This is a genomic window from Streptomyces sp. NPDC104761, assembly GCF_055583445.1.
Genome location: NZ_JBVJNZ010000002.1, coordinates 642061 through 668156 on the forward strand (window position 1 = coordinate 642061; position 26096 = coordinate 668156).

The 26096-nt window shown below is 71.2% G+C and carries 30 protein-coding genes; 12 read left to right on the forward strand and 18 right to left on the reverse strand.

Annotated features, from left to right (window positions below; genetic code table 11):
* Positions 1–97: 97 nt before the first annotated feature.
* Positions 98–886 (forward strand): TIM barrel protein, encoded by a 789-nt coding sequence (locus ACZ63F_RS09465; RefSeq protein ID WP_469709892.1) that lies wholly within the window; start codon positions 98–100, stop codon positions 884–886.
* Here ACZ63F_RS09465 and sigJ read toward each other — a convergent pair.
* The gene (gene sigJ / locus ACZ63F_RS09470; protein WP_469709893.1) at positions 876–1862 is read right to left on the reverse strand and encodes an RNA polymerase sigma factor SigJ; all 987 of its coding nucleotides are present in this window, start codon (positions 1860–1862) and stop codon (positions 876–878) included. The two genes, ACZ63F_RS09465 and sigJ, sit on opposite strands and share 11 nt — an antisense overlap.
* A 159-nt stretch (positions 1863–2021) precedes the next feature.
* On the opposite strand from sigJ, the gene ACZ63F_RS09475 reads away from it, so the two are divergent.
* On the forward strand, positions 2022–2681 hold the full coding sequence (locus ACZ63F_RS09475; RefSeq protein ID WP_469709894.1) for an LUD domain-containing protein: 660 nt from the start codon (positions 2022–2024) through the stop codon (positions 2679–2681).
* A 22-nt stretch (positions 2682–2703) separates the two neighbouring features.
* Positions 2704–3066, forward strand: a complete 363-nt coding sequence (locus tag ACZ63F_RS09480; RefSeq protein WP_362324857.1) for a DsrE family protein — start codon at positions 2704–2706, stop codon at positions 3064–3066.
* A 22-nt stretch (positions 3067–3088) separates the two neighbouring features.
* Here ACZ63F_RS09480 and ACZ63F_RS09485 read toward each other — a convergent pair whose 3' ends face one another.
* From ACZ63F_RS09485 to ACZ63F_RS09520, 8 genes are all read right to left on the reverse strand, one after another.
* A complete protein-coding gene (locus ACZ63F_RS09485) occupies positions 3089–3352 on the reverse strand; it encodes a DUF3099 domain-containing protein (RefSeq protein ID WP_093501299.1) in 264 nt (87 codons plus the stop codon).
* Positions 3353–3456: 104 nt separating this feature from the next.
* Complete coding sequence (locus ACZ63F_RS09490) at positions 3457–3744, reverse strand: DUF1416 domain-containing protein (protein ID WP_003991226.1); 288 nt, start codon at positions 3742–3744, stop codon at positions 3457–3459.
* A 50-nt stretch (positions 3745–3794) separates the two neighbouring features.
* Positions 3795–4634 (reverse strand): sulfurtransferase, encoded by an 840-nt coding sequence (locus tag ACZ63F_RS09495; protein ID WP_469709895.1) that lies wholly within the window; start codon positions 4632–4634, stop codon positions 3795–3797.
* A gap of 122 nt (positions 4635–4756) precedes the next feature.
* Entirely contained in the window at positions 4757–4837 is an 81-nt protein-coding gene (locus tag ACZ63F_RS09500; RefSeq protein ID WP_350751515.1) for an Ms5788A family Cys-rich leader peptide, read from the reverse strand.
* Positions 4838–5039: 202 nt separating this feature from the next.
* Complete coding sequence (locus tag ACZ63F_RS09505; protein WP_469709896.1) at positions 5040–5777, reverse strand: LmeA family phospholipid-binding protein; 738 nt, start codon at positions 5775–5777, stop codon at positions 5040–5042.
* Positions 5778–6197: 420 nt separating this feature from the next.
* Positions 6198–7346, reverse strand: coding sequence for a hypothetical protein (locus tag ACZ63F_RS09510; protein WP_469709897.1), 1149 nt, complete (start codon positions 7344–7346; stop codon positions 6198–6200).
* A gap of 9 nt (positions 7347–7355) precedes the next feature.
* The gene (locus ACZ63F_RS09515) at positions 7356–7610 is read right to left on the reverse strand and encodes a MoaD/ThiS family protein (RefSeq protein ID WP_294005132.1); all 255 of its coding nucleotides are present in this window, start codon (positions 7608–7610) and stop codon (positions 7356–7358) included.
* A 53-nt stretch (positions 7611–7663) separates the two neighbouring features.
* Complete coding sequence (locus ACZ63F_RS09520; protein WP_469709898.1) at positions 7664–8500, reverse strand: alpha/beta hydrolase; 837 nt, start codon at positions 8498–8500, stop codon at positions 7664–7666.
* 179 nt (positions 8501–8679) lie between these two features.
* Here ACZ63F_RS09520 and ACZ63F_RS09525 point away from each other — a divergent pair, with 179 nt between their 5' ends.
* The 6 genes from ACZ63F_RS09525 (at position 8680) to ACZ63F_RS09550 (ending at position 14679) form a co-directional block, all read left to right on the forward strand.
* The gene (locus tag ACZ63F_RS09525; RefSeq protein WP_351703435.1) at positions 8680–9468 is read left to right on the forward strand and encodes a response regulator transcription factor; all 789 of its coding nucleotides are present in this window, start codon (positions 8680–8682) and stop codon (positions 9466–9468) included.
* A 107-nt stretch (positions 9469–9575) separates the two neighbouring features.
* Complete coding sequence (locus ACZ63F_RS09530; RefSeq protein WP_351961543.1) at positions 9576–10598, forward strand: LacI family DNA-binding transcriptional regulator; 1023 nt, start codon at positions 9576–9578, stop codon at positions 10596–10598.
* Between the two features lie 361 nt (positions 10599–10959).
* Entirely contained in the window at positions 10960–12105 is a 1146-nt protein-coding gene (locus ACZ63F_RS09535; RefSeq protein WP_469709899.1) for a S1C family serine protease, read from the forward strand.
* Between the two features lie 31 nt (positions 12106–12136).
* Positions 12137–12421, forward strand: a complete 285-nt coding sequence (locus ACZ63F_RS09540; RefSeq protein ID WP_469709900.1) for a hypothetical protein — start codon at positions 12137–12139, stop codon at positions 12419–12421.
* Between the two features lie 102 nt (positions 12422–12523).
* Positions 12524–13258 carry a response regulator transcription factor gene (locus ACZ63F_RS09545; RefSeq protein WP_351961546.1) on the forward strand — a complete coding sequence of 245 codons (735 nt, stop codon included), beginning with the start codon at positions 12524–12526 and terminating at the stop codon, positions 13256–13258.
* On the forward strand, positions 13255–14679 hold the full coding sequence (locus ACZ63F_RS09550; protein ID WP_469709901.1) for a HAMP domain-containing sensor histidine kinase: 1425 nt from the start codon (positions 13255–13257) through the stop codon (positions 14677–14679). The genes ACZ63F_RS09545 and ACZ63F_RS09550 overlap by 4 nt, the downstream gene beginning before the upstream one ends.
* A 15-nt stretch (positions 14680–14694) precedes the next feature.
* On the opposite strand, the gene ACZ63F_RS09555 is transcribed toward ACZ63F_RS09550, so the two are convergent.
* The 3 genes from ACZ63F_RS09555 to ACZ63F_RS09565 all read right to left on the reverse strand — a co-directional run bounded on the left by ACZ63F_RS09555 (position 14695) and on the right by ACZ63F_RS09565 (position 16125).
* Positions 14695–15093 carry a PIN domain-containing protein gene (locus ACZ63F_RS09555; RefSeq protein ID WP_469709902.1) on the reverse strand — a complete coding sequence of 133 codons (399 nt, stop codon included), beginning with the start codon at positions 15091–15093 and terminating at the stop codon, positions 14695–14697.
* Entirely contained in the window at positions 15090–15377 is a 288-nt protein-coding gene (locus ACZ63F_RS09560) for a hypothetical protein (protein ID WP_469709903.1), read from the reverse strand. Before ACZ63F_RS09560 ends, ACZ63F_RS09555 begins: the two co-directional genes overlap by 4 nt.
* A 100-nt stretch (positions 15378–15477) precedes the next feature.
* Positions 15478–16125 (reverse strand): Uma2 family endonuclease, encoded by a 648-nt coding sequence (locus ACZ63F_RS09565; protein WP_469709904.1) that lies wholly within the window; start codon positions 16123–16125, stop codon positions 15478–15480.
* Between the two features lie 234 nt (positions 16126–16359).
* Here ACZ63F_RS09565 and ACZ63F_RS09570 point away from each other — a divergent pair, with 234 nt between their 5' ends.
* Together ACZ63F_RS09570 and ACZ63F_RS09575 are read left to right on the forward strand one after the other, a co-directional pair.
* On the forward strand, positions 16360–17094 hold the full coding sequence (locus tag ACZ63F_RS09570) for a PH domain-containing protein (RefSeq protein WP_469709905.1): 735 nt from the start codon (positions 16360–16362) through the stop codon (positions 17092–17094).
* 55 nt (positions 17095–17149) lie between these two features.
* Positions 17150–17884: a response regulator transcription factor gene (locus ACZ63F_RS09575; protein ID WP_469709906.1), complete on the forward strand. Its 735-nt coding sequence runs from the start codon at positions 17150–17152 to the stop codon at positions 17882–17884.
* On the opposite strand, the gene ACZ63F_RS09580 is transcribed toward ACZ63F_RS09575, so the two are convergent.
* The 3 genes from ACZ63F_RS09580 to ACZ63F_RS09590 all read right to left on the reverse strand — a co-directional run bounded on the left by ACZ63F_RS09580 (position 17874) and on the right by ACZ63F_RS09590 (position 22286).
* A complete protein-coding gene (locus ACZ63F_RS09580; protein ID WP_469709907.1) occupies positions 17874–19664 on the reverse strand; it encodes an ABC transporter ATP-binding protein in 1791 nt (596 codons plus the stop codon). The genes ACZ63F_RS09575 and ACZ63F_RS09580 overlap by 11 nt on opposite strands.
* Before the next feature lie 470 nt (positions 19665–20134).
* Positions 20135–20284: a hypothetical protein gene (locus ACZ63F_RS09585; RefSeq protein ID WP_469709908.1), complete on the reverse strand. Its 150-nt coding sequence runs from the start codon at positions 20282–20284 to the stop codon at positions 20135–20137.
* Positions 20285–20480: 196 nt separating this feature from the next.
* Positions 20481–22286, reverse strand: coding sequence for a bifunctional metallophosphatase/5'-nucleotidase (locus tag ACZ63F_RS09590; protein WP_469709909.1), 1806 nt, complete (start codon positions 22284–22286; stop codon positions 20481–20483).
* Between the two features lie 179 nt (positions 22287–22465).
* Between ACZ63F_RS09590 and mshD the strand changes: the two genes are divergently transcribed.
* Entirely contained in the window at positions 22466–23395 is a 930-nt protein-coding gene (gene mshD, locus ACZ63F_RS09595; RefSeq protein WP_352360906.1) for a mycothiol synthase, read from the forward strand.
* Between the two features lie 7 nt (positions 23396–23402).
* Here the strand turns inward: mshD and ACZ63F_RS09600 are convergent, their stop codons facing one another.
* Genes ACZ63F_RS09600 through ACZ63F_RS09610 form a run of 3 tightly spaced genes read right to left on the reverse strand, consistent with a single transcriptional unit; the run spans position 23403 to position 26081 of the window.
* On the reverse strand, positions 23403–23654 hold the full coding sequence (locus ACZ63F_RS09600) for a hypothetical protein (protein WP_469709910.1): 252 nt from the start codon (positions 23652–23654) through the stop codon (positions 23403–23405).
* A gap of 10 nt (positions 23655–23664) precedes the next feature.
* Entirely contained in the window at positions 23665–25212 is a 1548-nt protein-coding gene (locus tag ACZ63F_RS09605) for an ABC transporter permease (RefSeq protein ID WP_469709911.1), read from the reverse strand.
* Positions 25209–26081, reverse strand: a complete 873-nt coding sequence (locus ACZ63F_RS09610) for an ABC transporter ATP-binding protein (RefSeq protein ID WP_469709912.1) — start codon at positions 26079–26081, stop codon at positions 25209–25211. The genes ACZ63F_RS09605 and ACZ63F_RS09610 overlap by 4 nt, the downstream gene beginning before the upstream one ends.
* Between the last annotated feature and the right edge of the window lie 15 nt (positions 26082–26096).

The following is a 26096-nucleotide window of genomic DNA, read 5'->3' on the forward strand; positions in this document are numbered from 1 at the left end:
ATTTCTAGAACGTTCTAGCTCTGTCTCTTGTGTCTCTTGTGTCTCTTGTGTCTCTAGAACGTTCTAGGCCGACGACCCGAGAACCCCGAAGGGGCTGATGACCATGTTCACGCTGGCGGTCTGTGCCGAGATGGTCTTCCGGGACCTGCCCGTCGACGAGCGGGCGCGGCGGCTGCACGACGCGGGGTTCCAGGTCGAGATCTGGGACTGGACCCGGCACGATCTCGACGCGCTGGCCCGCACCCCGGCCGAGTTCGGCTCGATGACCGGGTATGTGCGGGGCAACCTCACCGACCCGGACGGCGTGGCGGAACTGCTGCGCACCGCACGGGAGTCGATCGACGCGGCCGACCGGCTCGGCTGCCCGCGCCTCAACCTGCACGGCACCGGGCTGGACGGGGACGGACTGCCCGTGGACCCGGTCAAGGGCGAGCCGACGCAGGAGATGTGGGCCGCCGCCCGGGACACGCTCACGCGGGTCGCCGAACTGGGCGAGCGGGCCGGGGTCGTCTTCACGCTGGAGAACCTCAACACGGCCGTCGACCACCCCGGCGTGCCGTTCGCGAAGGCCGCCGACACCCTGGCCCTGGTCGCCGCCGTGGACCGGCCGGGCCTGCGGATGAACCTGGACCTCTACCACGCCCAGATCGGCGAGGGGAACCTGATCGAGCTGGTCCGCACGGCGCACGGCGCGGGTCTGATCGGCGAGATCCAGGTGGCCGACGTGCCCGGCCGCCGCGAACCCGGCACCGGCGAGATCAACTACCCGGCGGTCGCGCGCGCCCTCACCGGCCTCGGCTACGACGGCTCGGTCGCGATGGAGGCCTGGGCGAGCGAGGACAGCGAGAGCGCGCTCCGCCGGTTCCGCACCGCGTTCACTCCGTGACCCGGGTCCGCCCCTGCGGCAGTGCGATCCGCCAGGGCCGGAGCTTCTCCGGGTTCCGTACCGCCCAGATGTGCCTGATCCGGTCGTGCGCGATCTCGAAGGCGAAGACGGTCGCGACCGCGCCGTCCTGCTGCGCGACCAGACCGGGCAGGCCGTTGACCGTGCACTCCAGGAACGTCGTACGGTGGCCCGCCACGCGCGCGATCTCGGCGTAGGCACGGGCGATCTGTGCACCGCCCACGATCGGGTCCAGGTGGGTGACGGCCAGCCCGCCGCCGTCGGCGGTCGCGGTGGCGCCGGGGTCGAGCAGGCCGATCAGGGCGTCGATGTCCTTGGCCTCCCACGCCGTCCGGAACCGCCTGACGATGCCGGCCTGCCCGGCGCTGGGGCCCGCGGGGGCCTGCGCGGTGCGGATGCGGCGGCGGGCGGAGGAGGCCAGCTGACGGCAGGCCGCCGGGGTACGGCCGACGATCTCGGCGACCTCGCCGAACGGGTAGCGGAAGACGTCGTGCAGCACGAACGCGACCCGCTCGGCCGGGGTCATCGCGTCGAGGACGACCAGGAAGGCCATGGTCACCGACTCGTCGAGGGTGATCCGGTCGGCCGGGTCGGCCCCGCCGGAGCGCGCGGTGATCCACTCCGTGGGCTCGGGCAGCGGTTCCGGGATCCAGTCGCCCACGTACGTCTCCCGCCGGGCCCGCGCCGAGCCGAGCAGGTTCAGGCAGATGCGGCTGGCGACCGTCGTCAGCCAGGCGCCGGGCGACTCGACGGCCTGCCGGTCGGGGGCGGACAGGGCGTACCAGCGGGCGTAGGTCTCCTGCACGACGTCCTCGGCGTCGGCGAGGGACCCGAGGAGCCGGTAGGCGAGGTTGATCAGCTGACGCCGCTCACTCATGACCGCGCCGAGACCCGGATCACCCTGCCCGTCCTGGTCGTTCTGCTCCGCAGACTCACCCTGCCCGGCTCCCGTGGTCATGGCCGCCCGTCTCCCTCGCTCGCCCGTGTGGCTGTGCCCTACCCGTACGACAGAACAGCGCACCGGAATGTCAGGCCGACGGGCCGCCTCACATTCGGCGGGGCTGCGTTGTCGTACCGGTGAGGACGACGACAACACGTCGACGGTGAGGGGACTTTGATGAACGACTTTCAGGCCATCGCGGACCGTACCGAAATCGGGGCGCCGCGCGGGGAGTTCGCCGACCCGGCACCGGCCGAGCGGCTGGAGCGGACGGTCGCCGCGCTGCGTGCCAACGGGTTCGCCGCCGAGATCCTGGACGGCGCCGCGGCCGCGCGCGCCCGCGTACGGGAGCTGCTCCCCGAGGGGGCCACCGTGTTCACCGGGGCCAGCGAGACGCTCCGGCTGTCCGGCATCGACGAGGACATCAACACGGGCGGCCGGTACGACGCCGTCAGGCCGCGTGTCCTGGCCATCGACCGGGCCACCGGCGCCGACGAGATCCGCAGGCTGCTCGCCAGTCCCGACTACGTCGTCAACAGTGTCGCCGCGGTCACCGAGACCGGCTCGCTCGTCCTGGCCTCGGGCAGCGGCAGCCAGCTCCCCGCCAACGCGGGCGGGGCCGGCCACGCGGTCTGGGTCGTCGGCGCACAGAAGGTGGTGCCCGACCTGGGCACGGCGCTGCGCCGGGTCGAGGAACACGCCCTGCCGCTGGAGGACGCCCGTGCCCGGGAGGTGTACGGATCACCCAGCGCCGTCAACCGGCTGCTCGTCCTCAACGCGGAGCCCCGCCCCGGACGCGGCACCGTGCTGCTGCTCAGGGAGGCCGTCGGATACTGACAGCGGTCGTTACGCTTCCGGCATGGCGAAGAAGCTGGTGATCAAGGTGACGGCGGGGGCGGACGCCCCTGAGCGGTGCTCGCAGGCGTTCACGGTGGCGGCGGTGGCCGTGGCGAGCGGCGTCGAGGTGTCGATGTGGCTGACCGGCGAGTCCTCGTGGTTCGCCCTGCCGGGCCGGGCCGCCGAGTTCGAACTCCCGCACGCGGCCCCGCTCCCCGACCTGGTCGACTCGATCCTGGCCGGCGGCACGCTCACGCTCTGCACCCAGTGCGCGGCCCGCCGGGACATCACGGAGAAGGACGTCATCGAGGGCGTACGGATCGCGGGCGCGCAGGTCTTCGTGCAGGAGGCGATGGCGGACGGGGCGCAGGCGCTCGTGTACTAGGCCCCAGCGCCCCTTCGGGGCGTCAGGACCTCGGTGGCTTCTTGCCGTCCAGTTCGTCCCACCACTCGTCGGACTGTGGATCGCCGGAGGGGTCGTCCCACCAGCGGTCGTCGGGGCCGCGGCGGTTCGCGACCATCGCGGCGACCGGAGGGATGACCATGGCCACCACGCACATCCCCACGGCCGCGGGGACGGACCAGATGCGCACGACTCCCCACGCCAGGACGAAGAGCCCGATACAGGTCCCCATCATGGCGAAGTACACGCGACGGCGACGAGCCAGCATGCATCCAGGGTAGGTCGGCCGCGGGCGATGAGCGCGGGGCCGACCGCGGCGAAGGGCCGCACCTTCCGGAGTGTGGTCCGGAAGGTGCGGCCCTTCGGATGTGCTCAGACCGCGATGGCGACCTCGGCCAGGCCGCCCTGCTGGGCGACGACCGTGCGGTCGGCGGTGGCGCCGGGAACGAGGGCGCGGACGGTCCAGGTGCCCTCCGCCGCGTAGAAGCGGAACTGTCCGGTGGCGGAGGTGGGGACCTCCGCGGTGAACTCACCGGTCGAGTCCAGGAGGCGGACGTAGCCGACCACGGGCTCGCCGTCCTTCGTCACCTGACCCTGGATCGTGGTCTCACCGGGCTTGATCGTCGAGGCGTCCGGGCCGCCGGCCTTCGCTCCACACATGCTGATACTCCAGAGGTCTTGAACGGTCGGTCTGAGGTCTTGCCGGGGTCTTACTTGTTGGCGCCGAGCTCGATCGGGACGCCGACGAGGCTGCCGTACTCGGTCCAGGAGCCGTCGTAGTTCTTGACGTTCTCGACACCGAGCAGCTCGTGCAGGACGAACCAGGTCAGGGCCGAGCGCTCGCCGATACGGCAGTAGGCGATGGTGTCCTTGGCGAGGTCGACCTGCTCCTCGGCGTAGAGCTCCTTGAGCTCGTCGTCCGACTTGAAGGTGCCGTCGTCGTTGGCGTTCTTCGACCACGGGATGTTGCGGGCGGTCGGGACGTGGCCGGGGCGCTGGGACTGCTCCTGCGGCAGGTGGGCCGGGGCGAGCAGCTTGCCGGAGAACTCGTCGGGGGAACGGACGTCGACGAGGTTCTGCGTGCCGATGGCCGCCACGACGTCGTCACGGAAGGCGCGGATGGCGGTGTTCTGCGGCTTGGCCTTGTAGGTGGTCTCGGTGCGCTCCGGGACCTCCTCGACCAGCTCGCGGGCGTCCAGCTCCCACTTCTTGCGGCCGCCGTCGAGGAGCTTGACGTTCTCGTGGCCGTAGAGCTTGAAGTACCAGTAGGCGTAGGACGCGAACCAGTTGTTGTTGCCGCCGTAGAGGATCACCAGCGTGTCGTTGGCGATGCCCTTCGCCGACAGGAGCTTCTCGAAGCCCTCCTGGTCGATGAAGTCGCGGCGGACCGGGTCCTGCAGGTCCTTGGTCCAGTCGATGCGGATCGCGCCTCGGATGTGGTTCTTCTCGTACGCGGAGGTGTCCTCGTCCACCTCGACGATCGCGATCTCGGGGTTGTCCAGGTTGTCCTGGACCCAGTCGGCGTCGACCAGGACGTCGCTGCGGCTCATGCTCTTTCTCCTCCGGGGCAGGTGCGGCGGGGCGTGCGAGTGCGGGGGGGTGCGCGTCAGAGCGCACGGATGCCCTCGGCAGGGAGGGCAGGGGGGATGCGGAGGCGACGCGGCCTCCGCCGTCAGAAGGGGCGACAGAGCATGGCGGCGACGCGGCACAGGTCGACTGCCCGCCGCTTCGTGAGATCCGCCTGACGCTTCATGGGCTCGATCGTAGGGACGGATAACCGGGCATGTCACCGGCATGTCGTATGGTGAGACGCGATCGTCCGAACTGTGAGACGGGAGGGGAGCCCGAGGCGTGGTTCCGGGGCGGGCGGGCGCCTGTGTCGGTCACCGCATCTACTGTACGGACGCAGCCGTCTCGCGTGCTGGACCGGCGCCGGCCCCGTCGTGCCGCTCCTCCTACCCGGCCAGCCTGACGTTCGAACCCTTCACCGCGATCTCCACACCGTCCGCCGCGGCCTCCACCTTGTCCAGCTTGATGCCGCCGGGGAGCTGGTCGATGGCCTGCTGGAAGTCGGAGGCCTGCCGGAAGCGGTCCTCGGCGAGGCCGATGCCGGCGAGCTTGGGGAGGTTGTCGGCGTGCACCTGGACGGTGTTGTCCTTGACGGCGACCGTGCTCAGGACGGTCGCCTTCTGGTGGGCGCTGATGCCGGGGACGGTGACGTCGACGGTGACCTTGATCTTGCCGTTGCCGCCGTAGGCGAGCCCGACGACCTGGCCGGTGAAGCCGAGGCCGAGGTCGGTGGGCTCCGTCTGGGCGTCCTTCAGCAGATCCGCGTAGGAGATGTGCGCGGTACCGGTGGCGGTCTGCGCGGTGGCGGAGCTGTAGTCGCCGGTGAAGGTGACGTCCTTCATGTCGGCGTTCAGGTCGTCGATGCGGATGGTCTTGCCGGTGGTGCCGGTGGTGGCGTCGTATTCCTTGATGCCGACGTGCACGTCGTCGAGGGAGCCGCTCGCGACCTGGGTGAGGAACGGGAAGCCCTTGATGGAGACGGCGGGGGTGCTCGCGAGGTTCTCCTTCGTCTTCAGCTTGCCGGCGACCTCGCCCTGGGCGAAGTGCACGGCGACGCGGTCGACGATCACGAAGAGGACGCCGAGGACTACGACGGTGATCAGAAGAATTCGCAGTGCACGCATGTGGTCGGTTTCCCCGGGGGTCGGCTGATGGCATCGGTGCCGCCACGCTAACCCTGCGGGAGCGGGCCGACGCGAGATTGTCGAGCAGCTGTGACAGTAGGGGCGCTGGTGGTGCCGGGGGCTGCCGCCCCCAGACCCCCGCAACAAGGGGTGAACCGCTCCCTGTCCGGTGCGGTCCGGCGGGGGCTGAGCGCGCAGTTCCCCGCGCCCCTTGCGGGGCGCTGTCCAGCCGGCGTCCCAAAGGGCGGCGCGCCTTGCGGGGCCGGCCGCAGCGGGGGCGTACAGGTCCGCGTCCGAGTGCGGGGCCGTGGGGGCTGAGCGCGCGGTTCCCCGCGCCCCTTGGGTCAACTGCCCTGCGCGGGGTCTGGAGCGCCCCGCCTCATGAGGGAGTCCAGCTTGCCCTCCTCGACGTGGGCAAGGTCAGTGGAGGATCCAGACCATCGGGGCCGCTGCCGTCAGGGGGAGGGCGACGCCTGCGGTGAAGTGGACGAACCTCGACGGGTAGTCGTAGCTCGCGGCGCGGTGGCCGATGAGGGCGCAGACCGCGGCCGCCGCTCCGATCAGGGCGCCCTTCGCGCCCAGGCCCGTCATGCCGCCCACCGCGATGCCCGCCCCGGCCGCGGCCAGCAGGGACACGACCACCGAGGCAGCGGTCGGCAGGGGCAGCGCCCGGGCGAGGACGGCCACCGCGACCGCGGCCGCGCCGACCGACGCCGCGTCGGGGTCCGCACCCAGGTAGCCCGTCGCGATGATCGCCAGCGCGGAGGAGGCGACGGTGGCCATCAGGCCGTACATCCGGGTGTCGGGGTCCGCGTGCGAACGGAGCTGGAGGACGAGGGTGAGCAGGACCCAGATGCCCAGGGGGCCGAGGATCGCCGCCGGGGCCTGGTCGCGGCCCGCCACCAGGACCGCCACGTCCGCCGTGACCCCGCCCAGGAAGGCGAGCGCGATGCCCTGCCGGGCCGGCCACATGCCGTTCAGGCGGAACCAGCCCGCCGCCGTCACGGCCTGGAGGATCACCAGGGGGACGACGAGGGCGTACGGCGAGATCGGCGCCGCCACCGCGAGCAGCAGGCCCAGCAGCGCCGTGAGCAGGGCGGGCTGCATGCCGGGCTCGATGATCGGCGAGCGGCCCTCCAGGCGGGCCCGCTGGGCGTCCGTGACACGCGCGTTGCCGGCGAGGGTGGCGGGGCCGTAGCCCGTGTCGGGTTCGGCGGGGGTGGGAGCAGGCCCGGGGGCGGGGGCGGGGGCAGGGGTGCCGAAGGCCTGCGACGGCTGCTGGGGCTGCGGCTGTGGCTGTGGCTGTTCGGCGGTGTACGGGCGTTCGTACGACTGCGGGGGGAGGTACGCCGTCTCCGGGGCGGCCGGCATCGGCGACGGAGCGGCCGCGGCCTGCACCGGGGTGTGCGTCTGCGTCTCCCAGGTCTGGCCCTGCCACTGCTGGGTGGCGTACTGCTGCTCGTCGTACCCCCACTGCGGCTGCGCAGGGGGCTGCGGCTGTTGCGGCTGCTGCTGTGGCTGCTGGTAGGGGTCGTAGCCCTCGTACGGCTCGTACGGCTGGTTGGTCATCGCTCTCGCTCACCCTCCTGCGAACGGCGGGAGCACCTCGACCGTGCCGCCCTCGGCCAGCCGTACCGTCTCATGTCCGCGCGTGCCCACGGGGTCACCGTCGATGAGGAAGGAGCATCGCCGCAGGACGCGCGTCAGTTCACCGGGGTGTCGCGTACGCACCGCGGCCAGCGCCTCGGCGAGGGTGTCCGCGTCGTACGGCTCCTCGGCGATGCCTGCCGCGGCCTTCGCGGCGGCCCAGTAGCGCACCGTGACCTTGGGCATGCGGTTCCTCAAGAGGCTCGGAAGTTCATCAGTCGGCTGTGTACGGGGCCAGGCTAGCCCGCCCGCGCGGCCGCCCAGTCGCCGATCCTGGCCAGCAGCCCGTCGCTCGCCGCGTGTTCGGCGTGGCCCATGCCGGGCTCCAGCCAGAGTTCGGCGGCGCCACCTGCGGCGTCGGCCAGCATCCGGGGGTGGTCGACCGGGAAGTAGCCGTCGCTGTCGCCGTGCACGATCAGCAGCGGGGTCGGCGCGATCTTCGGCACCGCCTCCACCGGGGAGAGCGGTACCGGGTCCCAGTCGCGGTGGTGGATCCGGGTGCGGAAGCCGTAGCGGCCGACCAGCCGGCCCTCGGGTCTGGTGACCAGCCAGTGGACGCGGCGCATGGGCGCGGTGCCGCGGTAGTACCAGCGGGCGGGGGACGACACGGAGACGACCGCGTCCACACCGGGGTGCAGCGCGGCATGGCGCAGGACCACCGAGCCGCCCATCGAGAAGCCGACGGTGACGACGCGCGCGTGGCCGAGGTCCCGGGCCCAGGCCACCGCCGCCGCCAGGTCGAGGACCTCGCGGTCGCCGACGGTGGTGCGGCCGGCGGACCGGCCGTGGCCGCGGAAGGAGAAGCTGACCACCGGGGCGTAATCGGTCAGGGCGGCCACCACCCGTCGTACGTGTGGCCGGTCCACGTCTCCCGTGAAACCGTGGGCCATGACGAACACCAGGTCACGGGAAGGTGGCGGGGAGCCGTCGTATACGGCGGAGGCGGGATCGTATACGGAATCGATGGAAACCCCGTCGTCCGTGCGCAGAAACGTCCGCATAGAGGCGTTTCTGGTCGTCTCATATGTCGGACGAACGGCGGAACGTGCCACATGACCTGCCGGACCGATGCTCATGTGGGCTATTCTGCTGGGCAGAGGACTCGGGCAGCGCCGCCACCGGGTCCTTTTGTGCTTTCGGAAGGGCTGTATACGAAGTGGGAAACTCCAGGTGACCCGCGGTGTACGGAACATCGGGAGCGCAGCGCAGTGTCGTTGCACACAGTCCTCGCAGGGACCGAGGAGGAACCAGACATATGAGTTCTCTGCTGCTCCTGACCAACGCCCTCCAGCCGTCGACGGAGGTGCTGCCGGCTCTCGGCCTGCTCCTGCACAACGTGCGGGTCGCCCCGGCCGAAGGGCCCGCCCTCGTCGACACCCCGGGTGCCGACGTCATCCTGATCGACGGACGCCGTGACCTCCCGCAGGTCCGCAGCCTCTGCCAGCTGCTCCGCTCCACCGGCCCCGGCTGTCCCCTCATCCTCGTCGTGACGGAGGGCGGGCTCGCCGCCGTCACCGCCGACTGGGGCATCGACGACGTTCTCCTCGACACGGCGGGTCCCGCCGAGGTCGAGGCCCGGCTGCGGCTGGCCATGGGCCGGCAGCAGATCGTCGCCGACGACTCCCCCATGGAGATCCGCAACGGCGACCTGTCGGTCGACGAGGCGACGTACAGCGCGAAGCTGAAGGGACGGGTCCTCGACCTCACCTTCAAGGAGTTCGAGCTGCTGAAGTACCTCGCCCAGCACCCCGGCCGGGTGTTCACTCGTGCACAGCTGCTCCAGGAGGTCTGGGGCTACGACTACTTCGGCGGCACCCGGACCGTCGACGTGCACGTACGACGGCTGCGCGCCAAGCTCGGCGTGGAGCACGAGTCCTTGATCGGAACCGTCCGGAACGTCGGTTATCGATTCGTTACGCCCGAGAAGGGCGAGCGTGGCGAGCGCGCCGGTGACGCGGCCAAGGCGCACGCCGACCGGCCAAAGCCGGAGGATGCGGACGCATCGGCGGCCCTGGACGCGGTCGAGGTACCGGCGGAGGCGTAGTCGCGGTCCGGGCGCGGCATGACCGTCGCCCGGACCGGGCATTGCTTACGCAAGCGAAGCTCCGATTCGCCCTGCCCAGAGCGGGTCCATCCGCGTAGACTCCGCGCGTGGCCAAGGTGACTCGGGATGATGTGGCGCGGCTGGCGGGGACCTCCACCGCCGTTGTCAGTTATGTCATCAACAACGGACCCCGGCCGGTCGCCCCGGCCACGCGCGAGCGTGTACTCGCCGCGATCAAGGAACTGGGGTACCGCCCGGACCGGGTCGCCCAGGCGATGGCGTCCCGGCGCACCGACCTCATAGGCCTCATCATTCCCGACGCCCGCCAGCCGTTCTTCGGCGAGATGGCGCACGCGGTCGAGCAGGCCGCGTCCGAGCGCGGAAAGATGGTGCTGGTCGGCAACACCGACTACGTCGGCGAGCGCGAGGTGCACTACCTGCGCGCGTTCCTCGGGATGCGGGTCTCGGGCCTCATCCTCGTCTCCCACGCGCTGAACGACCTGGCCGCCGCCGAGATCGAGGCCTGGGACGCCCGGGTGGTGCTGCTGCACGAGCGGCCCGAGGCGATCGACGACGTGGCGGTGGTGACCGACGACCTCGGCGGCGCCCAGCTCGCCGTCCGCCATCTGCTGGAGCACGGCTACGACTACGTGGCCTGTATGGGCGGCACCGCCGACACCCCGGCCGTCGGCGACCCGGTCTCCGACCACGTCGAGGGCTGGAAGCGGGCGATGGACGAGGCGGGCCTGCCGACGGAGGGCCGGCTGTTCGAGGCGCCGTACAACCGGTACGACGCGTACCGGGTCGCCCTCGACGTCCTCGCCGGCCCCGACCGTCCCCCGGCGATCTTCTGCTCCACCGACGACCAGGCCCTCGGCGTGCTGCGGGCGGCCCGCGAACTGCGTATCGACGTGCCCGGGGAGCTGGCGGTGGCCGGCTTCGACGACATCAAGGAGGCGGCGCTGGCGGACCCCCCGCTGACGACGATCGCCTCGGACCGCCCGGCGATGGCGCGTGCCGCGGTGGACCTGGTGCTCGACGACGGGCTGCGGGTGGCGGGGTCACGACGGGAGCGCCTGAAGACGTTTCCGTCGCGGCTGGTGGTGCGGGGGTCGTGTGGGTGCGGGTAGTTCTTCGGCCGCGGGTGCGCAGTGGGTCTCCGACCGTGGTGCGCGTGGTTCTTTGACTGCGAGTGCGTCGTGGTTGCTCGCGCAGTTCCTCCCCCAGCCTTCGGCCGGGGGTACCCCCAGCGCCCCTGAAAGAAGGGGCGTTCACCGCAGCGCCACTTCAGGGGCGCGGGGAACTGCGCGACCAGCCCCCACCGGCCCGCGCCCACGGAACTCGCGGACTCACAGCAAAGCCTTCATGAACGGTTTCTGAGAACCCCGCCCGACCTGCGAGAAGGTTCCTTATATCGGGCAAACACGCTTCTCGCGGCGTTCTCAGCGGGCACTCAGGAGGCTCTCATGGTCGCGGGACAAGCTATGTGTCATGACCGAGAGCTTCCGCCGCAGCGGCGAGTACGAGAACCCGCAGGGTCCCCAGGGTGACGCCTACCAGGGCGCGTACCCCCAGCAGCAGCACGCCTCCTCCCCCGTCAACCCGGAGTGGCCGCCCCCGCCCACCCACCAGCCGGCGGTCGACGGCGGTCAGGGCGGCGGCTACGGCGAGGGTACTGCCGTACTCCCCACCGTCGGCCCGGACGCGGAGCACCCGGCGGAGCACCCTGCGGAGTACGGGACGCACTCGGCACCCAAGAAGCGGACCCGGGGGCCGATAGCCCTCCTCGCCGCGGTCGCGATCGTCGCGGCCGCCGTCGGAGGCGGCACCGCGTACGCCTTCCAGGAGCTGACCGGCAAGAACGACGTCGTCTCCAGCAGCACGACCACCAGCGTGGTGCCCTCCAGCAAGAAGGGTGACGTCGCCACGATCGCCGCCGCCGTCAGCCCGAGCGTCGTCGAGGTCAACGCGACCCTCAGCAACGGCACCTCCACCGGCTCCGGCGTCGTCATCACCAGCGACGGCGAGATCATCACCAACAACCACGTGATCTCCGGCGCCCAGTCGGTCAAGGTCTCCACCAGCGACGGCAAGTCGTACACCGCCAAGGTCGTCGGCACCGACAGCTCCAAGGACCTCGCCCTCCTCAAGCTCCAGGGCGCCTCCGGTCTCAAGCCCGCCACCCTCGGCAACTCCGACGGCGTCCAGGTCGGCGACACGGTGGTGGCGATCGGCTCGCCCGAGGGCCTGACCGGCACCGTCACCAGCGGCATCGTCTCCGCGCTCAACCGGGACGTCACCGTCTCCACCGACGAGGGCCAGCAGCAACAGCAGGGCGGCGGCGACGGCCGGTGGCCGTTCTCCTTCGGCGGCCAGCAGTTCAACGGCGACACCGGCTCGTCCACCACGACCTACAAGGCGATCCAGACCGACGCGTCCCTGAACCCCGGCAACTCCGGCGGCGCGCTGATCGACGCCAGCGGCGACATCGTCGGCATCAACTCCGCGATGTACTCGGCCAGTTCCGACTCCTCCTCGTCCTCCTCGGACGCGGGCAGCGTCGGCCTGGGTTTCGCCATCCCGATCAACACCGTCAAGTCCGACCTGGCCAAGCTGCGGTCGGGCTCCACCAGCTGAACCACCGGCAAGAGCACGTAGGGAGCACGTCATGATCAAGCAGGTTTCGCACACGATGTCCGCCGACAGCCCGGCCGGTGTCAGCCTGGCCCTTGCCGTGGCGTACGAGCTCCACGCGCCGACGGAGGCCGTGGTCGGGTCGACCCCGGCCCCGCGCGCCCCGGAGGCCATGGTGGCCCCGGCCCCGGTCCCGGCCCCGGCCCCGCGTGCCCCGGAGGTCGTGCCGGCCCCGCAGCTGATGGGCCTGCGCACCTCGGCGGCCCGGCCGCACCAGCGCAAGGTGCCGCTGAGCCGCATGACCCTGGTACGCGGCTAGGGGCGTACCGCCCCACCGGTGTGCATACCCGACAGCCCGGAAACATGCGAGGCTGAAAGGCGTCCCGACCAAGAACCCCCACACCCCGAGGAACCGCGAGCGATGAGCCCCGCCGATGGCGACCGTGAACCCCAGCGCATCCTGATCGTCGACGACGAGCCGGCCGTACGCGAAGCCCTCCAGCGCAGCCTCGCCTTCGAGGGGTACGAGACCGAGGTCGCGGTCGACGGCGCGGACGCGCTGGAGAAGGCGACCGCCTACAAGCCGGACCTGATCGTCCTCGACATCCAGATGCCGCGGATGGACGGCATGACGGCCGCCCGGCGCATCCGCGGGGCCGGCGACACCACCCCGATCCTGATGCTGACGGCCCGCGACACGGTCGGCGACCGCGTCACCGGGCTCGACGCCGGGGCGGACGACTACCTGGTCAAGCCGTTCGAGCTCGATGAACTCTTCGCCCGCATCCGCGCCCTGCTGCGCCGCAGCTCGTACGTGGCCACGGTCGCCGACGGCGTCCAGGAGGACGAGGCGCTCACCTTCGGCGACCTGCGCATGGACCTGGCGACCCGTGAGGTCACCCGGTCCGGCCGCCAGGTCGAGCTGACCCGCACGGAGTTCACCCTCCTGGAGATGTTCATGGCGCACCCGCGCCAGGTCCTCACCCGCGAGCAGATCCTGAAGGCCGTCTGGGGCTTCGACTTCGAGCCGTCGTCGAACTCCCTGGACGTCTACGTCATGTACCTCCGCCGCAAGACCGAGGCCGGTGGCGAGCCCCGCCTCGTCCACACCGTGCGCGGCGTCGGGTACGTCCTGCGCCAGGGCGGCGCCGAGTGAACAGGCTCACCGCCCGCTTCCGCACCCTCCCGATCCGCGCCCGCCTGTCCATGCTGGTCGCGGCAGCGGTCGCGTTCGCGGTGGCGGCGGTTTCGGTGACCTGCTGGTTCATCGTGCAGGGGAAGCTGTACGAGCAGCTTCAGAACGACTTGCAGAAGGAGCAGCGCGGTCCGGTGGTCGGGGTCCTCAACAGCGCCCTCGCCGACTGCTCCGAAACGCCCCAGGACAACAACACGTACCGGAACAGCTATGGGCAGGGCGTCACGCTGGACGGCAAGGTCTGTCTTCTGCCCGGCTCCACCGGCGAGATCAAGGTCACTCAGGCCGACGAGGACACCATCAGGGCTGGGAAGACCAACACGCTCTACTTCCGCAACGGCACCGACAAGGACGGCAACGCGCTACGCGTGATGATCCAGGTGTTTCCCACCCAGGGCGGCTCCTACGTCGGGTTGGTCACCGCCGTTCCCCTGAAGAACACCCAGAACACCCTCAAAGACCTCGCCCTGATCCTCCTCCTCGTCTCCGGCATCGGAGTCGTCGGCGCCGGCGCCGCAGGCCTCGCCGTGGCCCGCGCCGGTCTCCGCCCCGTCGACAAGCTCACCGAGGCCGTCGAGCACGTCGCCCGTACCGAGGACCTGAGTGTCAGGATCCCCGTGGAGGAGGAGTCGGACGACGAGATCGCGCGTCTGTCCCGGTCCTTCAACAGCATGACCAGCTCGCTGGCCAGCTCCCGGGAACTCCAGCAGCAGCTCATCGCGGACGCCGGCCACGAGCTCCGCACGCCCCTCACCTCCCTCCGCACGAACATCGAACTCCTCACCCGCAGCGAGGAGACCGGCCGCCCGATCCCGCCGACGGACCGCAAGGCGCTGCTGGCCTCGGTGAAGGCGCAGATGACGGAGTTGGCGTCGCTGATCGGCGACCTCCAGGAGCTGTCCCGCTCGGAGGGGCAGCGCGGTGAGCGCCTGCAGATCGTGGCCCTTCAGGACACGGTCGAGGCCGCCCTGCGCCGCGCCCGCCTGCGCGGCCCGGAGCTGACCATCACGGCGGACGTCCAGCCGTGGTTCGTCCGCGCGGAGCCCTCCGCCCTGGAGCGGGCCATCGTCAACATCCTCGACAACGCGGTGAAGTTCAGCCCCGAGGGCGGCAAGATCGAGGTCGCCCTGGACCGCGGCGTCCTCACCGTCCGCGACCACGGCCCCGGCATCCCCGAGGACGAACTCCCCCACGTCTTCGACCGCTTCTGGCGCTCCCCGAGCGCACGGTCCCTCCCCGGCTCGGGCCTCGGCCTCTCCATCGTCGCCCGCACAGTGCAACAGGCAGGCGGCGACGTCACCCTGGCCCGCGCGAACGGCGGCGGCACCCTGGCGACGGTACGCCTACCGGGGGCACCTACGGCTCCGCCGGAGACGGTGTAAGAGGTTCGGCCCAGGTCAAGAGAGGCCGAGCATTCCCGGAGAGTCGATATCGGCCGTGAGGATGCCGGGTGGGTAGTCGCTCTCTTGGCCGGTAAGGATGATCGACATGCCACCGGTCTCCAGATGTGGTTCGGCGACATACAGCGCGTGGCAGATGTCAGGGCCGCCCCACCCCTCGCGGTACATCGCACCGACCGTGGCCGCCGCTGCCTGGCCGAGCGGGTCGACCATGACGCCCGCGAGACGGAGAACATCGCTGGCGGCGCCCTTCTCCTTCGCCTCGGCCTGCATGAGGCACAGCGCGGGGATGTGCAGCCAGTCTCCAGGCGTGTTGGCGACGTTGTTGGCCAGCAGGTGGAGGGCCCGGTGTCCTTGCGTCATCGCGAGGACCGCGGTCGTGTCGAGGATGATCACGCAGCCTTGCCCCGCTGCGTGTGCATCTTCTCGGCCGCCATCGCGTAGATGTTGGCAAGTACGTCCGGCGCCTGGTCGAACTCCTCGTCGGTGAGGGTGCAGCCCATCCGCTCGCGCAGAACCTGGCGGGTGACTGCTACCCGTTCGGCGATCTGCGCCGCCGTGAGCTGCTGGGCCGCGAGATCCTCGACGAGCTGCCCCAAAGTAAGGCCTCGCTCCTTGGCGACCTGGGCAAGGTGGTCCCGGGCCTGCCGGGACACCTGGATGGTCGTGGTGTCTGCCATACCAACACCATAGTCCGGCCACGGGACCGTCGACTCGATACCAAGCAGCCTCACCCGGTGGTGTTCCGCCTCCTCGGCTAGGTCTCCGTGGCAAACACCCTCACCCGCGCTTCGGCCCCGTGATCGTCTCCCCGATGACGAAGCCCTTGGCGGGACCTTCTGGGACGGTGACCTCAGTGCCATAGGGGACGCGGTGGACTCCCACCCAGTCGGCCTTGTCGGGTTCAGGTTCGGTGAGAACGGTGACAGTGCCGTGGCTGTCGTAGTCGTCGATGATGACGTGGACAGGGATGCCGGCGCGGGCATACTCGCGGCGCTTGCGGATGCGGTCGCGGTCCTGGTTGCGCTTGCCGGGCGAGACGACCTCGGCAACGAGGGAGACAGCGGAAGCCACCACCCCCGACTCGTCCTCGTCTCCGTGCGGCTCCAGGTCTCCGGGGGCGACGAGGACGTCAGGAATCCATCCCTTGCGCTGGTGGATGACGTTGGTGTCCTGAAACGCCGCGTACTCCCCCTCACCCAGGAACCGCACCAGTGCGTCGCGTAGGCGGTTGACGATTTGAGCGTGGGACAGACGACCGGTGGGCGACACCTCGATGGCTCCCTCGATGATCTCCGCGCGGTAGCCCTCGGGGAGTTCCATGGCCTTCCAGGCCTGCCACAGGACCTCGTCCAGGTCGGGTACGTTCACGGTGTCAGTCGAAGCCTCGGACATGGTCTCGGGCCTCTCATGTGCGAGAGCGGTCAAGGTGGCACCTCCTCCTCAAGTGTGGGCTGGCCGTGCCTGCGGCACAAGCAACGCGATCACGCTAGGTGAGACCCTGCCGGTGACCAGGGGGAATCGACTCCAGCTCACCCGTTCGAGCGAGGACGGAACGGTCCGCCTCCGCCCAGTCCGAACCGCCTCCCGAGGCTCTGGACGGGCGGCTTATCCTCTTCCAGTCGCGCACCCGTTCGGTGCGTACGGGGAGGGGTTCGGGTCGTGGACGTGGGTGGGGTCGGGCGGGAGTACCGGAAGCGGCGGAGGCAGCCGCGGACGCAGCTTCTGCTGCTGGGGCTGCTGCTGATGAACGCGTTCGTCCAGACCGATCGGGTCTCCGGCGACCGGGCCGGCGGGGTCCGGTGGGGGCCGCCCATCATGGCGCTGTTGATGGTAGGGGCGATCACGCGGATCGCGCTCGAGCAGTTCCGGGCGCGCACCCGGGTCACCGCCGCCGGGATCACCGCGCAGGGGCCGGTGCGGGCGCGGAGCTGGGCCTGGTCGGAGGTGTACGACATCCGGGTCGAGCACGCGCCGCGCGGTTCCGGGCGGGCGGCCCCGCAGTGGCTCACCTACCTGTACGACTTCCAGGGCCGCCGCTTCCTGCTCCCGCACCTCGACGACTGGCAGGTCGACGACCCCTACGCCGAGGTCGCCGAGCTGTGCCTGGCCGCCGCGCCGCTGCGCAGCCTCACCTGGGAGCGCCGCCCGGACGTCGAGGAGCGCATCCTGCGGGGTGCCGTGCGGCGCAGGGCGTGGACGTGGGGGGCGTACGGCACGATCGCGGTCTTCTGCCTCATGTTCGTGACCGACATCTGGCGGGTCGCCGTGGGGCGCCCGGACCACCCGTTCCTGCTCATGGTGTGCGTGCCCCTGGCCTCGGGCGTCGCCCTGGCCGCCGTGCTCGACCGGTACTGGAGCACCCGGCCGCCGCGTTCCCCGGCCCGGCAGCCGTAGCCCATCCACATCCCACCCCCAGGCCCGCCACAGCCGCTCGTCACACTTTTGTCGGATGGCTGAGATGGCTCAGATGGCGAGGAAGATCCTGCTGGCCGACGACGACGCGGCCGTACGGGACGGGATCGGGCGGCTGCTCAGGTTCGAGGGGTACGAGACGGTGCTCGCCGGCGACGGCAGAGTGGCCCTCGATCTGGTCGGGACTCCGGAGAGCGAGCCGGACCTGGTGCTGATGGACGTGGAGATGCCGGGACTGGACGGCCTGGCGGCCACGCGGCGGATCCGGGCCTCCGGGAACACCGTGCCGATTCTCATGATCACCGGGCGGAATGCCGTGGGGGACCGGATCGTCGCCCTCGACAACGGCGCCGACGCGTACCTGGCCAAGCCGTTCGCGGCCGAGGAACTCCTCGCCCGGGTGCGGGCGTTGCTGCGGCGCAGTCCGCGGCGGGAGACGGGGGCGGAGGCGGGCGGCGGGGACCGGTTCCTCGGGTTCGGCGACGTCTCGATGGATCTGCGGAGCCGGACCGTGCACCGCGCGGACCGGGTCCTGGACCTGACGAAGACCGAGTACGCGCTGCTGGAGTTCCTGCTGCGTCATTCCGGGCGGGTGCTCAGCCGGGAGCGGATCCTGCGGGACGTGTGGGGCTTCGAGTTCGCGCCCGCCTCCAACACGCTGGACGTCTACATCATGTACCTGCGGCGGAAACTGGAGAGCCGCGGCGAACCGCGGCTCATCCACACCGTGCGCGGACTGGGGTACACGCTCAAAAACGGTGCTACCACCTGAGGATCATCGTCTCGTCGGGGGCCGGCACCGCCGGTTCCGCCGTGACGGCCTCCGGGAGCGGGTGGGCCAGGCCGGCGTAGGCGCCGTCGCGGGCGAGGAGTTCGGCGTGGGTGCCCGCCTCCACCAGGCGGCCGCGGTCGACGACCAGGATGCGGTCGGCGTCGGGGGCGAGGGTGAGGTCGTGCGTGATCATGATGGTGGTACGGCCTGCCATGAGTCTGCGCAGGGGGCCGACGACCTGGCGGGCGGCGATGGCGTCCAGGCCGGCCGTCGGCTCGTCCAGGACGAGGACCGGGGCGGCACGGAGCATCGCGCGGGCGATGGCGATGCGCTGCAGCTGGCCGCCGGAGAGGGCGGCCGTGCCGGGGGCGATGTGGGTGGCGTAGCCCTCGGGGAGGGCGGCGATGAAGTCGTGGGCGGCGGCGTCCCGGGCCGCCTGCTCGATCTCCTCGTCACTCGCGCCGGGGCGGCCGCACCCGATGTTCTCGCGGACCGTGCCGTTGAGGATCAGCGTCTGCTGCGGGAGCAGGGCGACGTTCTCGCGGAGGAACTCCAGGGGTACGTCGGTGAGCGGGACGCCGTCCAGGCAGATCACGCCGGCCGAGGGGTCGTAGAAGCGGGTGAGGAGCTTGGCGAGGGTGGACTTGCCGGCGCCGCTCCTGCCGGTGACCAGGACCAGTTCGCCGGGGCCCGCGGTGAGGCCGACGTCGCGGAGGGAGGCGCGGGGGGACTCCGGGTAGCGGAAGGAGACGTTGTGGAAGCTGACCCAGCCGCGGACGGGCCAGGGGCCGACGGGCCGGGCGGGGTCGGTGACGGCGGGCTCGGCGTCCAGGATCTCGCCGATGCGTTCGGCGCCCGCGGTGGCCGCGGTGAGGGTGAGGCCGAGCTGGCCCAGGTTGCGGATCGGCGGATAGAGGTAGCCGAGGAAGGCCGCGAAGGCGAGGAGCTGGCCGAGGGTCATGCGGCCCGCCGAGATCTCCCACACGCCGAGACCGATGACGGCCAGGACGCACACGGTTTCCACGACCTCGACGAACTGCGCGTACATCTCGCTGAGGCGGGCGCCGCGCACGCTGGCCTTCATCCAGGCGCGGGCCTCGGCGTCCAGGCGCTTCTCCTCGTCCCGGCGGCGGTTGTACGCCTGGGTGAGGACGACGTTGCCGAGGGACTCCTCTACCACCGAGGTGATCGCGCCGTCGGCGACCCGCTCGGCCTGGGAGGCCGTCCTGATCCGGCCGGAGAAGCGGCGGGCGGCGAGCAGGAACAGGGGCGCGAGGACGAAGGTGGCCAGGGCCAGGTCCCAGCGGAGCCAGAAGGCGGCGGCCGCGTAGAAGACGGCGGAGAACGCGGCTGCGACGGTGCCGACGACACCGGACACGACCATCTGCTCGATGGCCTCGACGTCACCGGTGAGGCGTTCCACGAGGTCGCCCTGGCGGTGCCGCTGGAAGAAGTGCGGCGGGAGGTCCTGGACGTGCCGGAAGACCTTCGCGCGCAGGCGCAGGACGAATCTCTCGGCGGTCCAGGTGGCCAGGGAGTTGCCGAGGTAGCCGACGAACGCGCCGAGCGCGGCGACGCCGAGCCAGGCGCCGGCCGGACCCCAGAAGGCGGCGAGCGAACCGGCCCGCAGGGCGTTGTCGGTCAGGTCGGCGAAGAGCAGGATCGCGGCGGTCTCGGCGAGTGCGGACACCACGACACACGCGATGATCATCCACAGCCACCTGCGGTCACCGCGGGTCAGCGGCCAGAAACGGCGGAAGGCCGTACGGGCTTCTCTCATGGTCGGCAACTCCCTTCTGTACCTGCACATGGCCGAGGCGGGGCCACCGGTGCGACCTCGCGTAACCGGTGACCCCGCCTCACAGCGCTTCTCAGTGCTTGTCGCCGACGGGGCGCTTCGGCTCCGGCTTCTTCGGCGCGGGCTTCTTCGGGGCCGGGGCCGGCTTGCGGTGCTTCCTGACGGGGACGATCTTGTGGAAGCTCATGGTGTTCTCCTTCTCTGCGGTCACTTCTGCGGTGACTTCTGTCGTGGTTCTGCAACAGTTTCTCTACGGCCCCGCCGCAGTAACCTGTGAATTGATTTGAATTACTTCTGTAAATTCTTTGTCAGCGCTCGTCGCCGACCGGGCGACGCTTCGGAGCCGGCTTCTTGGGCGCGGGCTTCTTCGGGGCCGGAGCGGGCTTGTGGTGCTTCTTGACGGGGGTGATCTTGTGGAAGCTCATGGTGATTCCCTCCTCTGGGCCGGCGAGTTAGCGGTTGCCCACGGGGCGCTTGGGCTGGGACTTCTTGCAGTCCTTCTTCTTCGGGGCGGGCTTCTCGGTCTTCTTCACCGGGACAATCTTGTGGAAGCTCATGTCCTTCTCCTTCGTTCCGTCGTCCGCGCCGTTCGCTTTCGACATGGAAAACATTACGTGATCCGAGAGCGGGAGAAAGCCATTTTCAGTTAGACATCCATGAATTGCGAGTGAGATGAATTTTCAGGAGCAACCGGGAACCGTTCACTGTCTCACCTAGGTTTTATCCAGCGGATCCAGCAGAAAGGGCCCGGTACGCACGGGGTGCGTACCGGGCCCGGGGCGGGGCGGAGGCGGGTGACTACTGCACGATCGTGATCCTGTTCGCGGCCGGCGGCGCGAGCGGGCTCGTGGCCGAGGAGTGGGCCGTCAGGTACTCCGCGAGGGCGGAGAGGTCGTCGGTGCCCACCAGGTCGCCGGTGCCCTGGCCGAGGGTGGTGAAGCCGTCGCCGCCGCCCGCCAGGAAGGAGTTGGTGGCGACGCGGTAGGTGGCTGCCGGGTCGACGGCCGTGCCGTTCAGCTTCACGGAATCGGCGACGACACGGTCCGCGCCCGTCTTCGTCAGGTCCAGGGTGTAGGTGAGCCCCGCGGACGGCTGGAGGATCTTCGGGGCGGCCGCGTTCGCACCGCTCACCTGCTCCTTGAGCACCTGGACGAGCTGCGCGCCGGTGAAGTCTTGGAGGTTCACGGTGTTGGCGAACGGCTGGACCGTGAAGCCCTCGGCGTACGTCACGACGCCGTCGCCCTCGCTCCCCTTGGCCGCGTACGTCAGACCGGCCCGTACCCCGCCCGGGTTCATCAGCGCGAGGTCGGTCTCCGGGTCAAGCTCCTTGCCGTACGCGAACTGGGCGTCGGCGATCAGGTCGCCCATCGGGGACTCGGTGCCGGTGCTGTTGACGTCGGCGGAGATGTAGCCGATGGCGCGGTTGCCGATCGGGGCGGCGAGGGTGTTCCACCTGCCGATCAGCTCGGTCATGTCGGGCGCCTTGGCGACGTCCCGGGTGACCACGTGGTTCGCGGACTGCACGGCCGTACGCGCGATGTCGCCGGTACGGCGGTCGTAGGTCAGCGTGGTGTCGGTGTAGAGGCGGCCGAAGGAGGCGGCCGAGGTGACCATGCGGGGGTTGCCGGCCGGGTCGTCGACCGTGCACACGTACGCGGTGTGGGTGTGGCCGGTGACCAGCGCGTCCACGGCCGGGGTCACGTTCTTCGCGATGTCGACGATCGGGCCGGAGATGCCGTCGCCCGCGCCCGGCGAGTCGCAGTCGTAGTTGTAGCTGGACGAGGACGGGAAGCCGCCCTCGTGGACGAGCGCCACGATCGACTGGACGCCCTGGTGCTGGAGCACCTTGGCGTACTTGTTGATGGTCTCGACCTCGTCCTTGAAGGCCAGGCCCTTGACGCCGTCGGCGGAGACGATGCCGGGCGTGCCCTCCAGGGTGACGCCGATGAAGCCGATCCTGACGTCCTTCTTCTGCCAGACCCAGTAGGGCTTGAGGATCGGCTGGTCCGTCTTCTCGTCGAGGACGTTGGCCGCCAGGTACGGGAAGTCGGCGCCCTTGAACTTCTTGCCGGTGTAGCAGCCGTCGGTGGGGTGGCAGCCGCCGTTCTGCAGGCGGGCCAGTTCCTTCGCGCCCTCGTCGAACTCGTGGTTGCCGACCGTCGTGACGTCCAGGTCCAGCTTGTTGAGCGCCTCGATGGTCGGCTCGTCGTGGAAGAGGCCGGAGATGAGCGGGGAGGCGCCCACCATGTCGCCGCCCGCGGCGGTGACGGAGTACTCCTTGCCCCTGCGGGCCTGCCGCAGGTGGGTCGCGAGGTACTCGACGCCACCGGCGTCGATCGTCTTCGTCGTCCCGTCGGCCTGGGTCTCGGTGACCCGGCCCGAGGAGCCGGACGGCGGCTCCAGGTTGCCGTGCAGATCGTTGAAGGAGAGCAGCTGGACGTCCTGGTAGCGGCCGGGGCCGTGGTGCCCGTGCCCCTTGCCGGAGTGCGCGTCGGCGGGCAGCGCACTCGCCAGGGCCGCGACGGTGGCGAGCCCGGCGGCCGACGCGAGCAGCGCGTACGTACGGCGTCGGGACGGTCCGGTCGGTCTGGACTCCGCGTGCATGGAACCCCCCTGTGGGTCTGCTGAGAAGTGGCCCGGTCCGGCGCAGCCTAGGGTCAACGCGCGTAGCGCAACAGGGGGTTCATGGTTACATCTTGGTTGCCGGTTGCCCTGTCCTTTACCTTTCCCCGCCTTTCCCCGGTGTCCCCACTTTGCCGATCCGGCCCCGTACCCTCGTACGCATGACCAGCGACGACACCGCACGGCCGCCCATGTACTCCCGCTCCATCGACACCTACTCCGCGCTCGCCCCGGATCAGGCCGAGGCCGTACGGGAACTGCTGGCGGCGGCCGCTCAGGCCGACGGCCAGCAGCCGGTGTCCGAGCAGGGCCGCCTCCAGCTGAGCGGCGGCGCCCGGGAGGGCGTCTCCCATCTGCTCCTCTCCGTCGGCGACGAACTCGTGGGCTACGCCCAGCTGGAGGACACCGACCCGGTGGAGGCGCCGGCCGCGGAGCTGGTCGTCCACCCGGCCCACCGGGGCCACGGCCACGGCCGCGCACTGGGCTCCGCCCTGCTGGCCGCGTCCGGCAAGCGGCTGCGGGTCTGGGCGCACGGCGGCCACTCGGCGGCCCGCCACCTCGCGCAGGTCCTCGGCCTCACCCTGTTCCGCGAACTGCGCCAGATGCGCCGCTCGTTGACGGACCTCGACCTGCCGGACCCGAAGCTGCCCGAGGGCGTCACCGTCCGCGCCTTCGTCCCCGGCCGGGACGACGCGGCCTGGCTCGCCGTCAACGCCGCCGCCTTCGCCCACCACCCGGAACAGGGCTCGCTCACCCAGCGCGACCTCGACGACCGCAAGGCCCAGCCCTGGTTCGACCCGGCCGGCTTCTTCCTCGCGGAGCGCGGCGGCGAACTCCTCGGCTTCCACTGGACGAAGGTCCACGACGCGGAACGCCTCGGCGAGGTCTACGTCCTCGGCGTCTCCCCCACCGCCCAGGGCGGCGGCCTCGGCAAGTCTCTCACCACGATCGGCCTGCGCCACCTGGCCGACCGCGGCCTGCCGACGGCGATGCTGTACGTCGACGCCGACAACACGGCGGCGGTCGCGGTCTACGAACGGCTGGGCTTCGTGACGCACGAGACGGACCTGATGTACCGGACGGAGACCTGAGGCACCTTCACCGGTTCGGTGGCCGCCTGCGGTTGACCAGGTAGGCGGACCTGCCGAGCACGGCCACGGCGACCGCCGCGGCGAGCGCCTTGACGAGAGGCCCGGCACCGCCGGCCAGGGTGGCCGCGGCGAGGACGAGGACGACTGCGGCCGAGAGCCAGGGCATCGCCCTCTCGGCCGGGCCCCCGTCACGGAAGGGATTGTCCACGCCCGCCTCCTCGCCCGCCGCCGCGTGTGCGGCCGCGTGTGCCGCCTCCATGATGCCCGCGTCAGCCGGTCCGGCAGTCGTCGGCCCCCTTGGGCACCGGTACGCCGAGCAGGCGGGCCGCCTCGGCTGTCGTCGTGTGCGGTGAGACCAGCTGCTGCCAGTGGGACTTCACCCGGGCCGCCACCGTGTCGTGCGGCTCGCGGAACAGTTCCCGTACCACCTGGGTCTGCTGGGCCGAGACGGTCATGCTGCCGCCGTCCGGGGTGAGGACCGCGGCCGAGCCCGTGAGGCTGTCGTCGATGCGGAGGTGGCGGAAGGTGTCCTCGGGGGTGGGGTCGCCGGCCAGGGCCAGCCACATCGTGGTGACCGGGCGGGCGTCGCACATCTCGACGGACGCCTGCTCGTTGCCCGCGACCAGGACCCGGGCGACGCCGACCGCGAACTCGGGGACCCGGTTGCCGCCCCACTGGGTGCCGACGGTGACGGTGCCGGGGGTGGAGCTGGTCGGGAGGGTGGCGTCCGTGGTGAGGTCGGTGATCTCCTGGATGCGCTGGCGGACGGTGAGACGGGTCGTGGCCTGCTCGCCGCCCGCCTCGGACTGGACGCGATGGACGACCGAGGCCCAGTCGACCGTCCAGCCCTTCCAGTCCGGGTACGCGCAGTACCGGGAGCCGGCCCGCTCGACGCACGTCTGGAACGTCGCGGGGTGGTCCGCCTCCGCCTTCCGCTGGGCCTGCAGGCCCGAGGAGTCCCCCGGCGTCTGCCCGGCCACGCCGGCCACCGCCGCCGCCAGGGCCACGGCCGTCGCCGCCTTCAGCAGCCGTGCCCGGCCGCCGGCCACCAGCATCGCCGCGCAGACCGACAGCACCGTGAGGCCCAGCAGGTACAGCGCGTGCCAGCCCGCCGGGCGGCCCAGCAGTTCGCCCGGGACCGGGGTGCCGCCGTTCTGCAGCACCGCGGGCCACAGCCAGTCCACGCCGTGCGTGCCCGAGCCGGCGGGCAGCATGCTGGTGCCGAACCCGATCACGAGCAGGAAGAGCAGCGGGGCCGCCGGGTGCGGCAGGAGCCTGGCCAGCAGCACACCGAGCGCCCCGGCGAGCAGGACGGTCAGCGGGGCCACCGCCAGCTCGAAGACCGAGCCGTGGCCGACCGCGCCCGGCCGCAGCGACGCCCAGGCGAACTGGACGTCGACCACCGCGGCCACGCCGACCGCGAACGGCACGACGGACAGGGCGTGGGCGAGCGTACGGCGGGCGGGTGCCATCGCCAGCACCCCGAACTGCTCGTCCAGGCCGCGCCGCCGGTTGAGCAGCGCCGCCCGGTGCACGCACACCAGCAGGGCCACGGCGAACAGTTCGGGGCCGCCCTGGGTGGCGCGGTCCACGTCGTGCAGGACGGGATACGCGTCCATGCCCTCGTCCCGGCCGAACAGGCCGTACCCGACGTAGGCGAGGTACAGCAGGCCGAAGAAGACCAGCGGTATCTGGAGGAGGAGCTGGCGGGCCTCGAACACGGCCAGGGCGAAGACGGACGCGGACGCGGTGCCCTCCTCGTGGTGCTCGCTCCCGGCGGCCACCGGCTCCGGCTCCTTCACGAGTACGGTCGTCATGCCGCCGCCACCTCCGGGCCCGCCGCGTTCTCGTCGTCGAGGACCAGCAGGTAGCCGTCCTCCAGGGTCGGTTCGAGCAGGTCGGCGCCGGCGGGCGGGTCGCCGACGTTGCGGAAGGCACCGGTGCCGGTGCGCCAGCCCGCCCGGGCGCCCGGGGCGCGTTCCGTGCTGCGCCACACGCGTCCGGCCGCGCGGGCGGTCAGTTCGGCCGGTGTGCCGTCGAACCGGACCAGGCCGCCGGCCAGCACGATCACCCGGTTGCAGAGCATCGCGACGTCCTCGGTCTGGTGGGTGGAGAGCAGGACCGTGCGGCCCTCGCCGGCCTCCGCGATCAGCTCCCGGAACCGCATGCGCTGTTCGGGGTCGAGTCCGACGGTCGGCTCGTCCAGGACCAGGAACCGGGGGTCGCCGACGAGCGCGGCGGCCAGCGCCACCCGCTGCCGCATCCCGCCGGAGAGCCGCTTGATCCGCCTGCCGCGCACGTCGGCCAGGCCGACCTGGTCGAGGACGCGCCGCACCTCCCTGTGACGTCCGCCGCGGTCGGTGAGCTCCTTGAGGATGGCGACGTAGTCGACGAACTCGAAGGCCGTGAAGTCCGGGTGGAAGCCGGGGGTCTGCGGGAGGTAGCCGAGCGTGCGGCGGACCGCCAGCCGGCCCGCCGGTGTGGCCGGGTCCTCGCCGTGCACCGTGAAGGTGCCGCCGTCGGGCGGTACGGCGGTGGCGAGGACCCTCAACAGGGTGGTCTTCCCGGCGCCGTTGGGTCCGAGCAGGCCGGTGACACCGTCCGTCAGGGACAGGGTGACGCCGTCGAGCGCGGGGGTGCCGCCGTAGCGCACGGTGAGGCCGGCGGCAAAGACAGTGGTGTTCAACTCAGGACTCCAGCG